Below are 13,267 nucleotides of genomic sequence, written 5' to 3' on the forward strand. Positions count from 1 at the left end.
CTGGCTCTACTCGTTGTAGCATCATGTGAATAATAGTTATTACAATATGTAAAATGAAAATATTATGGTTTGGTTTAACATAGATAGAAAGCCAACAAAATGCTCGAAGCGGAGGGATCTGGGATGCAGCTGCAAAAAATATTCGTGAACGGTGAGAGACTGAAGAATACAATCGAGGCATTTGCCGATTATGGGCGTACAGATAAAAATGGCGTGACCCGATTATCGCTGACGGAAGAGGATCTTAAAGTTCGGGATTATTTTCGTGCCTGTTGTGAAGAGCTCGGAATGTCTGTGAAGATGGATGATATGGGGACGATGTATGCCACACTGGCAGGCGAAACTTCCGGGCCTCCGATTGTGATTGGCTCGCATATGGATACTGTGAAAAAAGGGGGCAGATTCGATGGCGTCCTAGGGGTTATCGCGGGTCTAGAGGTGGTGCGGACGCTTGTAGATTACGGAATTAAGCCGAAGTTTCCGGTGACGATTATGAATTTTACGAATGAAGAGGGGGCACGTTTTGAGCCATCGATGATGGCCTCTGGTGTGTTGTCCGGAAAGTTTGATAAAAGTGTCATGTTGAACAAAAAAGATCCAGCAGGCATCACCTTTGGTGAAGCGCTGGAGAAGAGTGGATATAAGGGAGAAATGAGCAATCGTATCACCGAAGCCACCGCTTATTTGGAGCTTCATATTGAGCAAGGGCCTGTTCTTGAAAAAGAGAAGCTGACGATTGGGCTGGTTGACTGTGTAGTTGGTATGGCCTGTTACGAGATTGAGGTGACGGGAGAATCCGATCATGCGGGCACAACCCCAATGGCGATGCGCAAAGATGCTTTGTTTGCTGCCACAGATCTGATTATTGAGCTGCGGAGCAAGCTGGGGGCGCTCGATTCCGAGCTTGTGTATACCATGGGCAGAATGAATGTGCTTCCTAATATCCATACCGTCATTCCCAATAAAGTGATTTTCACCATTGAAGCCAGAAATAAAGAGATGGAGATTGTGCGTGAAGTGGAAGCCATTATTAACGGTTTGCCAGAGCAACTGCTGGATTGTGAAGTAAGCAAGACTAAGCTTTGGGGCCGAGATACGGTGTGGTTTGATCAGAATGTGTGTGATTTGGTGGAGCAAGCGGCTCAAACCTTGGGTTATTCCAGTAGAAAGATCGCAAGTGGTGCAGGGCATGACGCACAATTCGTAGCCAGCTTTCTGCCATCCGCAATGGTGTTCGTGCCTAGCGTGAAGGGTAAAAGCCATTGTGAAGAGGAACTAACCTCCTATGAAGACTGCGAAAAAGGGGTAAATGTGGTGTTAGAAACAGTGATGTTGTTATTATCAAGATAGTTAATGTCATTTAATATAACATCATGCGATATGGTAGTCGCTTTAATTTCATACAAAATCGTCAAAAAGGCACTCTATAGGGTGTCTTTTTTTATGAGATAATATAGATGGTTGTGTTGAGTACCAAAATGGTTAAAGATTAATGGGCAGTTAAGTCTGATCCTTTGTGTAAAAACACAATCATGGTAGATAATATTTTAATTTTTTAACAAAATGGGAATGCTAATCATATGTTATCATTCTTTACATAAGGGATCTACATTAGATGGGAGAGATGAATGATGATTATCGGAGTACCTAAAGAAATTAAAAACAATGAAAATCGTGTTGCCATAACCCCTGCGGGTGTAGTTAGTTTAATTACTGAAGGTCATCAAGTGCTCGTAGAAGCTGGAGCCGGTGTGGGCAGCGGATTTCCTAACGAAGAGTATGTCTCTGCCGGAGCACAATTGATTGAGGATGTAGCAAAGATCTGGAGCTCTGCTGAAATGGTGATGAAGGTAAAAGAACCATTAGCAACTGAGTACCCCTATTTCCGTTCAGGCCTTATTCTATTTACGTATCTTCATCTTGCTCCAGAGCCTGCCTTGGCTGCTGCGCTAAAAGACAAAGGCGTCTTTGCGATCGGATATGAGACGGTTGTTCATGGACGCACCTTGCCGCTGTTAACACCGATGAGCGAAGTAGCTGGCCGGATGTCCGTCCAATTGGGCGCGCAGTTCCTGCAAAAGAACTACGGCGGACAAGGTATTCTTCTTTCCGGAGTTCCTGGCGTTAGCCGAGGTAAAGTGAGTATCATTGGCGGTGGTGTAGTAGGTACTAATGCAGCTAAGATGGCTATTGGTTTAGGCGCAGATGTTACGATAGTTGACCTCAGTGCGGAGAGACTACGTCAATTAGATGATATTTTTGGAGCACAGATTAATACGTTGATCTCTAACCCTTATAATATTGCCAAAGCAGTGGCTGAAGCGGATCTGCTGGTAGGTGCCGTGTTAATTCCGGGTGCTAAAGCACCGAAGCTGGTTACTGAAGAAATGGTCAAGACCATGAAGCCGGGATCAGTGATCGTTGACGTGGCCATTGACCAAGGTGGTATTGTAGAAACCATCGACAGAGTGACGACACATGATAATCCCGTGTTTGTGAAACACGGCGTGCTGCATTATTCCGTGGCTAATATGCCAGGTGCTGTTCCTAAGACCTCAACTATTGCCTTAACAAATGTTACAGTTCCATATGCCCTGCAAATTGCCAATAAAGGTGTGATCAAGGCGATTCAGGATAATGACGGCTTAAGAAGCGGCGTGAATGTAGCCAATGGCAGAATCACCTGCCAAGCTGTTGCCGAAGCGTTGGGTGAGACACCTTATTCGGTTGAGCAAGCCATGGAGCAGACATTCACATTGATCTAAAATAGACACGTTCCATAATGGAATGAGCCAAACAGCAAGCTCTCTGCGGGGAGCTTGCTGTTTGGCGTTTCTTGCGGTGGAGACCGGGTGGAAGTTGGTCAGTACGGCGTTAAAGTAAATAGATTGCGTTTCAGTGTAATTAGATGCAGTAGATGTTTGCTCGTGCGGTGCTATGGTGGATAGATTACGTAGTGAAGTTGGATGGATCGGGTGAAAGCTTTGATGAGAGATGTTTTAGGGAAATTCTCCCTAAAAAAACGCGAAAATAGCTTAAAAATGCTGTTATTAGGGAATTCCTCCCTAAAAAACGAGGAATACGCCTGTTTATACGCAAAACAGAAGAAAATCAGGGAGTATATCCCCAATTATGATCGTGTGATGCTTAAAGTGCAGAATATTAGGGAGAATTCCCCTAATTATGATCATGTGATGATTAAAACACAGAATTTCCGGGGGTTATTCCCTAAAAACCACTTATAACATTTGGTAATCACCAACAACTATTAAACCTTCCCAAATACCCCGACAAAACTCTCAACAAAACCCCCGCCAAACATCCCCGTCCCAAACACCTTCCTCAACAAGCCGATCTCGCCCCTCACCTAAACCAGCTATTTATCTTATAGTCAGCTAGGGGGATGCATACTATAATGAAATCACTCTAGAGTACAGGATTTGGTTATTCTTCAGGTGGGAGTGAAGCTAGTGACAGATAAGGATCCATTATTTGATCGTTTCTTCGACAGTATGGAATCATTGGCAGATGCGATAAGTGAATCGCTCCAGTCTCAAGTTACCATTGAGGACAGCAATCATCATGTGATTGGCTACAGCTCGCATGAATTTGAGAGTGACTCCGCGCGGATTTCAACGATTATCGGGAAGCGTGTACCTAACACTGTGATTATTGGCTTGCGCAAAAAAGGGATTATGCAGCAGCTGGAGAGCGCGGCACATCCCATTCGAATTCCTGCAGTGCTGGAGGTGGGACTTGGTCCCCGGCTGGCCATTTGTATCAAACATCAGAAGGAAATTCTCGGGTACATTTGGGTAGTAGATACAGGCAACCTGGTAGAAGGGCATGCCGAAAATATCGTTGAGAAGGCGGCAGGTATCGTAGGCCGTTATTTACTTAAGCAGCGAGGCTGGAAAACGAAGCAGGACAAAACGCATGAGGACTTTTTCTGGAAGCTGATTACCTCCCACTACGACAACGAAGCAAATATTAAAAAGGATGCGGAATTTTGGTCCATTCTTTTGCCGGAAAAATATTATATTAGCGTGTTTGAAAGTGACAAGGTAATCGATGATCATTTAATACTCCGGTTTCGGCAGGTTATGGCATCTTATTCCGGACTGCAATTACTATTTCTGACGGCTGAGCATAATCGGCTGATTATTTTGTTTTCCTTCAGCTTTGTGATCGAGGGGGCGGGTGGATTATCTTCATTCCTGCATAAAACAATGGAGGATATGTATAAGAGTGAAGGCTGCACACTGGCTGCTGGCTGTAGTCTCGATTACACTGAATATATGTCCGCGGCTATTGCCTATTGGGAAGCGGTGTCCATTGTGGAGATCAAAAAGCTGCTGCCTTTTCATGGGCGGGAGCTGCTATTGTACGAGGAAATTGGATTTTGGGCATATATACCGGTTATTATGGAGCAAAAGCGCAGTCGAATTCGTAAAAGCCCGTTGCTATATCCGCTAAAAGAACATGATCGCGAGCATAAAAGTGATTTTCTCAAAACCATCGCTGTCTATTTATCATTAAGCGGCAATTTAAAGGAATCCGCGGCTTTTTTACATATACACACTAATACATTGCTTTATAGATTAAACCGAATTGCAGAGATTACGGGCAAAAGCTTGAAGGATACGGGTTATCGCACTTCTATTTTCCTGGATATTTTGACGGAAGAGACACGGCAGCTTAACCAGTGGTTCGTGGATGCCAGGGAATCATGAGAATTAAGCACCAACCCGGTGACGAACACGTACAATAACCTATATTTAGAACCTATAACATTGGAGGGACTAAGCATGGTGAAGGAAGTTCGTTCACCCGATGCCCTTGACTTTGAGCGCAAAATGAGAGAAAGCATCGTGGAATCGGCTGAAGCTTTAAATGAAAGTGGAGTGGATTTTGCAACATTTGATGATTCCCGCTGCAATCCGCAGTTTTGGACACGTACAGAGATTGGTGGGCTTCAGCTGAACGCTGGCGTGGAACCCACAGTGGGGATTAAAGATATTTTTCGGAATGGTCATTTATATGCCTTTGAATGCGCGACAGCCATGGTCATTGTTATGTATCGGGCGACGATTGAAGCTATAGGTGAAGAAGCGTTTAATAAGTATTTCAAGGATTTGTTCTTATGGGACTGGAATTATGACGAGAATTTACGCTTAATCACAAACTACAACAAGGAACTAACGCAGCGGGGAGACGTTGTATATTTCAAGAATCCCGATCATGCTCCGAGCAAGCCAGAATGGCAGGGCGAGAATGCAATTAAACTCGAAAATGATCTGTTCTACGGCCATGGCATAGGGATTACTACTGGAGAGATTATCATAGACTCTCTGAATCAGGAAAGAGTATATGGGAGTGATATCTCGGCCTATTTAACGGATGAATCGGTGCATCCAGACTTTAATTACTTACAGCGGTTATCTGCAGGAACGGTTTTACCGGCAGCCAACAATAGAAGCTTCCGATACACTGTATGTTCAAGAATAGGGTCTAAAAACTATATTTATAAGATCTAGCGTCTGCCTATTTTATATTTACTGAGCAATGCAAAGAGAGGGCTCTTTTGTATTGTTCATTTTTTTATTCACAAAAGAAAGGGATAGAGCTTCAGATAACTCTGAAAACTCTATCCCTCTTTTTTAATTAAGGATTACCACGTCGTTTCTAATTTGTTATAGCTCAATAAAATCGTTGCGGAATTTCTCAAAATCAGATTTTCTACATTCCAGCTCAAGGCGTGTGCCTGTTTCTTCATAGCTAGTAGATTGAACATGGGCGTGTTCATTGAAATAAGAGACTACATTACCCCGATCAAATGGAACCAGAATCTCACACTGGACATAGTCCGTAAAAACATGGCTGCGGATCAGAGCGGTAAGTTCAGCCATTCCGCTATTTTTCTTGGCGGAAAGGTAGACATTGTCACCTTCAATTTGCGGGTAAGGCAAATCAGTCAGATCAGCTTTATTATAGGCATAGATCGTTGGAATCTGGTCAGCGCCGAGTGCTTTGAGCGTCTCATCTGTAACCGCCATATGCTGTTGATGCTGCGGATCGGAAATATCGACTACGTGAATCAATAAGTCCGCTTCGGTAACCTCTTCAAGAGTGGAGCGGAACGCTTTGACCAGATGATGGGGAAGCTGGCTGACGAATCCGACAGTATCTGTTAATAAAAAGGTTTTGTGATCAGGCAGCTCAATGCTGCGAACCGATGTCTCTAGTGTAGCGAACAACATATCCTTGGCGAATACTTGTTTATGGGAACCTGGATGGTAAGTCTCTACCATGACATTCATTAAGCTGGATTTTCCGGTGTTCGTATAGCCTACAAGGCAGACGACGGGAACTTCATTTTTATGCCGTTGTTTCCGCTGGATTTGGCGTCTTGCTACTTGTTGTTGCAGTTCAACCTGTAAAGCAGTGATCCGCTCTTCAATTCTTCTGCGGTCCAGCTCTAGCTTGGTTTCACCAGCACCTCTGTTTTTAAGTCCAGCTCCGCCACCTTGTCTGCCCAGCGACTCACGAAGACCTGTGAGGCGCGGCAGCATATATTGCAGCTTGGCTACTTCAACTTGCAGCTGGGCTTCCTTGGTCTTCGCTCTTTCCGCAAAAATATTCAAGATCAGAATGGTCCGGTCAATGACCTGACGGTCCAGTGCGGACTCCAAATTGCGGATCTGTGAAGGTGACAGTTCGTCGTTAAAAATAACAATAGGAGCATCGTGTGCTTCTAAAAGTGCCGATAATTCCTCGATTTTACCTGTCCCGATATAATGGGAGGGGTTAATTCGACTTGCCTTTTGACTAAGCTCTCCTACGACTTCAAGGTCACAGGCAGCTGCCAGATTGCTCAGCTCTTCTATCGAATAGGCGAAATTCGTTTCGTTCTGAAGCTGGACACCGACTATAATTGCTTTTTCTCGTATTTGTTCCATATATTTATTCATCCTCCAATAGTAAATAATAAACGCAAAAAAACACAGGCAATCTGCCTGTGCTTACGGTTCGTTAGAGGACGTCAGAGTTAGGGCCTTCCATAGGTAGAATGAATTAAACAACAGTCCAGTCGCAGGGAAGAGTCACTTTGATCCCTTGCGAGCAGCAGTTGGCTAATCGGCTTCTATGGATGTTCAATTCTTAAAGGAATGGAGGTGAAGAGAATCCTCCCTACACGCTGTTGTTAAATTATCGGGTTACCTTTAAAAATGGGTAGACCAATCCTGAGTCCTCTGCACATGGGCAGAGCTTTAGCGCTATTCAATTAGCCGCGCAAAGTTCTAACTCGGATAAAGTCTATCACACGTAACCCTCCGTTCATAAAAAGTTAAGTCGAGTTTACCACATTCGTTATTTAGTGGCAAATCTCTATTTATGCTCTGGAACATCTCTTGTATTTTAATTACACCCAATAATTCTAAACAATGTTTACATATCATATATGAATTGATATATAGGAGGTGTGATGACATTGCCTGTTCTGTCCACAAACACCATTATTAATTTACCAGTCGACGGTACTCGGCCAATAGATCAAGTAGTGATCAAAGTTGTCAACAATGGATCGGCTGGCGCGTTTTGTTATATTACGGGCTTATCCAATAGTGTCAGTCCCCAGGCCATTTTTGTTGAAGAGTTATTTGAGCTGCAATATCAGGAGACCTTAAGCAAGACCTATGTCATGGTAGAGGATTTATTCCAATTTAATTTTGTATATTCACAGGAGCAGATGAAGATTCAGGTTTTCCTTGTTGATGCGGACGGTGTATGGACGGCCGTTGATCTTGAAGTGTTTCAAGTGAGCCGAATAACTTCGGAAATACGTGATAACGTGACCGTTACATCGACTGACTTTGCAGCAATCAGCTTCATGAGGCGTCCTGGCTTTGCTATTCCACAAGGTCTTGCGGCTGAGATTCGACCGGCAGCTTTAGATGTTATGTCCAAAAGACCTGTGCGATATATGGTCGTTGCAGGCGGGACCCTTGATGGGGCCTTCGAGAATTATCCTACACCGACTACAAATATTCCTGTCACGGACACGGCGCTGCTAGTGAACTATACCTGCACTACGGTCACGGGTGGAAAAGTTATTATGCAAGGTACAGGATCAGGGATTTCTGGGGCGTATGCGAATCTGGCGGTCAATTTACTTAATGAGCGACTCTCATACGAGTTCCATGATGAACCTGTCACATTGGTGGTAAACTCCCTCTCGGGCGGGGACGATCTCGCAGTTACCTTTAAAATGTCCGAGCAATGGTAATTATTCTTGTGAAAAAGGAACATTCGCATTTACGCGAATGTTCCTTTTTGCTAGTCATTTAAGTCACGACGCAAGGTGAAGAGATCTTTCAGAGCCTCTGTGGACAGCTCGGTAATCCAGCCTTCCGAGCTGGAGATCACATTATCGCTGAGCTGCTGTTTATTCTCCAGCATCTCATCAATCCGTTCTTCGAGTGTGCCCAGGGCGATGAATTTATGCACCTGCACATCACGAGTCTGGCCCATGCGGTAAGCGCGGTCAGTTGCTTGATTCTCCACCGCTGGATTCCACCAGCGGTCGAAGTGGAATACGTGATTGGCTGCAGTTAAGTTCAGGCCAACTCCCCCAGCCTTGAGTGAAAGGATGAATACATTCGGCTGATCAGACGGCGGTGTGTCTGGGCGTGTAGACCCATCTTCTGCCGAAGGGGCGGGTGTCTGAAACCGCTCGATCATGCGGTCGCGCGCCTGTTTGGAGGTGCTTCCGTTCAAATAAAGGACGGGTTCGCCCAGCTCCTGCTGGAGAACCGCCTGAAGCATTTTTCCCATACCCACATATTGAGTGAAAATCAGGCAGCGCTCGTCTTCCGCGCGCAGCTCCTTAACCATGTCCAGCAGTCTTTCGAGTTTGGAGGAACGGTTAATAAGAAAGCTGGTATCCAGTTTATTGTCCGTATCAAGCTCAGGGATAGCTTCTTTTGTCACAAGCATCGGGTGATCGCATAGCTGCTTAAGCCCGGTCAGAGCCCCGAGAATTGCCCCTTTGCGCTCAATGCCTTCCAGCTTCTTCATCCGTTCCAACAGTCCGTTTACGGTTTGATCGTAAAGCGCCGCTTGTTCGGCTGTCAGATGAACATAGGTTTTCATTTCATTTTTATCAGGTAGATCGAGCTGTATATTAGGGTCTTTTTTCTTGCGGCGCAGCATGAAGGGTTTCACTAGATTTTGTAGGTCCGCTGTACGTTTCGCGTCGCGTTCCTTCTCAATAGCATTCGTGAATCGGTCATTAAAAGACTTGGCGCTGCCCAGATAACCTGGGGTTATAAAATCATAAATGGACCACAGCTCGGATAATCTGTTCTCTATCGGCGTCCCTGTTAAGGCGACCCGGTGTAGAGCTGGAAAACTACGTACAGCTGCGGATTGTTTGGTTTGGGCATTTTTGATATTTTGAGCTTCATCCAGGCAGATAGTCGCCCAAGTGAATTCCTTCAGCAGCTCTTGGTCAAGCGCAGCAGTTGCATAAGAGGTCAGTACCACATCGGCTTGCGAAGCTGCGCCATAGAAGAATCCCGCGTCCAGACGGCGGCTTCCGTAATGAAGCATAACATTCAACGAAGGCGCGAAGCGTTGCAGCTCCTTTTGCCAATTGCCTAACACAGAGGTCGGGCAGATGATCAATGAAGGCCAGCCTGGTGGGTCGGTCTGCCGCCGGGCTGAGCTTGCATCCGTGTTCTCTTGGATGTGTAGCAGATAGGCGATGAGCTGTACTGTTTTGCCTAGTCCCATATCATCGGCTAGACAGGCCCCCAGCCCAAAGCGGCGCAGAAAGGTCAGCCAGGCGAATCCTTCATGCTGATAGGTGCGCAGCTCCGCTTTAAGGCCTGCGGGTACGGGCGGCTTAGGCCATTCTGAGCGCTGGCCCAGCTGACCGATAAGGCTGATCAAATGCTCGTTCAGCTCTACCTCCAGACGCAGACGCGCGGCATCTTCTTGCAGCTGCTCTTCCGTAGCTTCAGCGTCTGCCTCTTCACCAGCTCCTAGTAAGTGGAGCTGAAGCACGTCTTGGAAGGACAAGCCTTGCGACTTGTCCATTCCCGCCATGGCTCTTTGGATTTGCGCCAGCAGAGCCGGATCGAGTGAGACCCATTTGCCCTTGAAGCGGACGAGCCGTTCCCCTCTTGCGACCAGCTCGGCAAATTCGGCTTCAGTGAGATCCGCATCGCCGATGGAGATTCGCCAATCGAAATCGATGATCGAATCGAGACCAAACAGCGACTCGCCGCCGCTGCGTTTGTCTTCGCCGGAGCTGATCTTCGCTCGCAGGCGCGGCTTTTTCCGGCTGGCGGCTTCCCACCACGCCGGCAGCAGCACTTGCCAGCCTGCTTCCAGCAGCCGCTGGCTCTCGGCCGTCAAGAACCGCCAGGCGATGGCATCGCTCAGCGGTTCGGCCAGCACATCGCCGCCCGCCGCGAAGCGCTCGGGCGGCAGACTGCCGCGGAGGCGCTCCAGCCATCCCGCGGCCCGTTCATGCACGTGAGCCGACCACGCGGCCGGCCACAAGCCGTACGGCTCGCCGTTATCGGCGAGCCTGATGGGAACAAGCGCGGATTCATCGCGCTTGTCCTGAAGGATCAGCTGCAGCCGCCAATAGGATTCATCCTCATCGGGCTCCAGCAGCTGTAGAGCGGGCCGGAAAGGCGCGGTGTCCGCCTTCCAGCCAATGGCGATAAGCCACGCAGCGGTATCCATGCCCGCTGCAAGTGCTCCGCTTCTATCGAAGAGAAGCGGGAATTCGCTGCGGAGGTCGCCGGCTTCGGCCTCCGTGCTGTAATAGCGCTGCGATACGGCGGCAGAGAACGCCGCACGTAATCCACGGCTAAATTCGCTGCCGCCATTTAGCGCCTCAAGGGCTCCCTTAGCAGTGTCACTGTCCACTGCCACCTGCGCAAGAGCCCCCTCGTCCCAAGTCCATTGCAGCCTCCCGGCGCGGTAGGCGGAGATGTCGGGAATATACTGTTTGTGCTCCAGACATATAGCCAGAAGTGGTGCCAGTTCTGTGAGGTGGGCGGCATCGCCCTCCCAGCTCCATTCGATATGCGCCAAAAGCTTCTGCTCGGCAAAGAAGGGGATGACCTGCTCAGCAGGAAGAATCACTAGCTCTACGCCTTCGCCAGCGGGCTGCACGGTTAACTCCGTACCATAAAAAGACGCCTCATGCCAGGCGAAAAGCCGCTGCTTAAGCTGCAAGCCCGGCACGAGATCTTCGCGCTCATTCATTCCAAATATTAAAGCATCGCCATACTGGCTTAATGCAAGCCGGATGGTTAGCGTGCGTAAATGCATGTTCATGGTATTAGCTTTCCTTTCCGAAGCTCCTCTTGCAGCGCACGGAGCCTGCTATGCCTAATGGCGAAGGCAGTGAGGAACTCTTCCCAGCGTTCTTCTTGTTTCAGCTTTTTATACAGCTTGGATAATCGTTTCAATAATTTCACAGCCGCTTTGTAGCTATGTCTGTTCTTATCCAGCACGAATCTTTCGGCGGCCTGATGGTAAAAGGGCAGCAGAACCTCAGGTGCATTCTTTTCCACCGGTTGGAGGTCTTTGACACGAAATTCGGAGGGCTGTTTACCGATGGACAGCTGATAATCCATCCAGGTCTGCCATTTCTCATAGGTGATTAGCTTCTCTTCATAGACTTCGCCAGAGATAGGTAACATGGTGGCTAGTGTATCCCACATTTGTGGCTCAGCTTCAGGCAGGTGGCGAACAGCTTCTTCCCAACTGGTTGAATAGCTATTGAGATTATAGAGTCTGCTGCTCAGCAGTGGACCGATCTGAACAAGCCAATCCACCAACCGGGACCAGTCCCCTGCATCCAGCAGCGGAGAGGTGAAGCTCATGAGCTCATCGGGATGGAGACCCGGGCGCTCGGCAGCCTTATTCAGTAAGTCCCAAGCCTTCTGGTCATCCATCAGATAGTAATACATGCGGCTCTGAGCTAACAGCCACGCATGTTGTGACAGGGAAGCGCCTAATTCACCTTCTGCTTGCTGCAGCTGTTCGATTTCATTCAGGTAAAGCTTAGTTCCACCTGTATTCGGATAAATCCAATTTCTCCACAGCAGATCATAGCTAAGAGAAAAAGAGGGTTGATCCCGTGAGCGATCCCGCGACTCCGTCAACATCTCGCGCCGTAGATAAGATAAAGTATCGATGACGTATGGCCATAGATCCTGCTCTTGCTCGGGGGACAGCGGAAGTGTCTTTTTTAAAAGACCTGTGATTACTTCCTGTAGCTCTGAGACTGCTACCTGTGTGTAATAACCAAGAGAAGGGGCGTAAGCGGCCTGACCGACGGATTGCGTGGAAGGCTTAGCGAGCTTTTCCAACAGATAAAGATGAGCATGCAGAGTGAACAGCTTCTCCGTTTCCGGAAGCATTTTTGGTTTGAATTTATTAATTGCAGACAAGGCCCGACTCACATATTCAGGATTTCGGGTGGTATGGGCTAGAGGGGAGACACAGAATTCAAAATACTCCCGCCACTCCGTTATTTTCCCGCTAGCGATGTGGTTAGCCATCTCTTTCATTTGCTGCTGACGAGTTGCATCGGCTCCAATAGAAGTACTTGTTGCTGTACTTGATATTTTGGGCAAAAAGGAAGCAGCTTTAGCGTTAGCTAGAACTTGTACAGATCTATTCTGCTGTTCGGCATAATTCAGCAGCACAGCAGCCATATGCTTGCAATGACCTGATACTGGACAATTACAATGACAATTGGTGAAGCCGTCGAGATCAATGGTGACGCGGTAATCCTCTCTACCTTCAACTAGAGCGTTAATCTTACGAGGCTCCGTCATGGTAAACGGCTGCACTCGATTTTGTTTATAATATTGGAACCCCCGCTTGAGGGTAAGATCATCGAAATAATAGGCGACATTTTGGATGAGCTTACTCCACTGCGTATCATCCATGGGATAGGTTGGTTGCATACAATTGGTCTCCTGTAACGAAAATGGTCTTTAGTTGTCTTTCATTATATCACTTCTGCTGGCTTCATCTTTAAATCGTTAAATTTTGATAGATCGTAAGGAAACTCCGTTTAAAAGCTGGCGTGGAGATGATTAGAAGCTAATGGCTTGTATCGAACAGAAGGTCGGAACATATAATAATCGTACTGCAAGTTGGATCATGATTATATAGGTGTCATTTACGAAAGATCAAACAAAGGTCAAAATTGGTCAAATAAATAAAAAGA

Annotated in this window: 8 protein-coding genes; 5 read left to right on the forward strand and 3 right to left on the reverse strand. The window is 47.1% G+C overall.

The features are described 5' to 3' along the window. The first annotated feature begins 123 nt into the window (after nucleotides 1–123). The 4 genes from NST25_RS01315 to NST25_RS01330 all read left to right on the forward strand — a co-directional run bounded on the left by NST25_RS01315 (nucleotide 124) and on the right by NST25_RS01330 (nucleotide 5,537). Entirely contained in the window at nucleotides 124–1,350 is a 1,227-nt protein-coding gene (locus NST25_RS01315) for a Zn-dependent hydrolase (RefSeq protein WP_340393213.1), read from the forward strand. Nucleotides 1,351–1,631: 281 nt separating this feature from the next. Further along, a complete protein-coding gene (gene ald / locus NST25_RS01320; RefSeq protein ID WP_340394348.1) occupies nucleotides 1,632–2,765 on the forward strand; it encodes an alanine dehydrogenase in 1,134 nt (377 codons plus the stop codon). Between the two features lie 705 nt (nucleotides 2,766–3,470). Beyond that, entirely contained in the window at nucleotides 3,471–4,733 is a 1,263-nt protein-coding gene (locus tag NST25_RS01325; RefSeq protein WP_076126988.1) for a helix-turn-helix domain-containing protein, read from the forward strand. Nucleotides 4,734–4,808: 75 nt separating this feature from the next. Further along, the gene (locus NST25_RS01330; protein ID WP_076126990.1) at nucleotides 4,809–5,537 is read left to right on the forward strand and encodes a protein-glutamine gamma-glutamyltransferase; all 729 of its coding nucleotides are present in this window, start codon (nucleotides 4,809–4,811) and stop codon (nucleotides 5,535–5,537) included. A 156-nt stretch (nucleotides 5,538–5,693) separates the two neighbouring features. On the opposite strand, the gene hflX is transcribed toward NST25_RS01330, so the two are convergent. Then, the gene (gene hflX / locus NST25_RS01335; RefSeq protein WP_076126991.1) at nucleotides 5,694–6,959 is read right to left on the reverse strand and encodes a GTPase HflX; all 1,266 of its coding nucleotides are present in this window, start codon (nucleotides 6,957–6,959) and stop codon (nucleotides 5,694–5,696) included. 527 nt (nucleotides 6,960–7,486) lie between these two features. Here hflX and NST25_RS01340 point away from each other — a divergent pair. After that, nucleotides 7,487–8,287, forward strand: coding sequence for a hypothetical protein (locus NST25_RS01340; protein WP_076126993.1), 801 nt, complete (start codon nucleotides 7,487–7,489; stop codon nucleotides 8,285–8,287). Between the two features lie 50 nt (nucleotides 8,288–8,337). Here the strand turns inward: NST25_RS01340 and NST25_RS01345 are convergent, their stop codons facing one another. Beyond that, the gene (locus NST25_RS01345) at nucleotides 8,338–11,358 is read right to left on the reverse strand and encodes a DEAD/DEAH box helicase (protein WP_340393215.1); all 3,021 of its coding nucleotides are present in this window, start codon (nucleotides 11,356–11,358) and stop codon (nucleotides 8,338–8,340) included. Continuing rightward, complete coding sequence (locus tag NST25_RS01350; protein ID WP_076186196.1) at nucleotides 11,355–13,001, reverse strand: SWIM zinc finger family protein; 1,647 nt, start codon at nucleotides 12,999–13,001, stop codon at nucleotides 11,355–11,357. Before NST25_RS01350 ends, NST25_RS01345 begins: the two co-directional genes overlap by 4 nt. Nucleotides 13,002–13,267: the final 266 nt, after the last annotated feature.

It is taken from the genome of Paenibacillus sp. FSL E2-0190, assembly GCF_037992965.1.
Lineage (GTDB): Bacteria > Bacillota > Bacilli > Paenibacillales > Paenibacillaceae > Paenibacillus_AQ > Paenibacillus_AQ odorifer.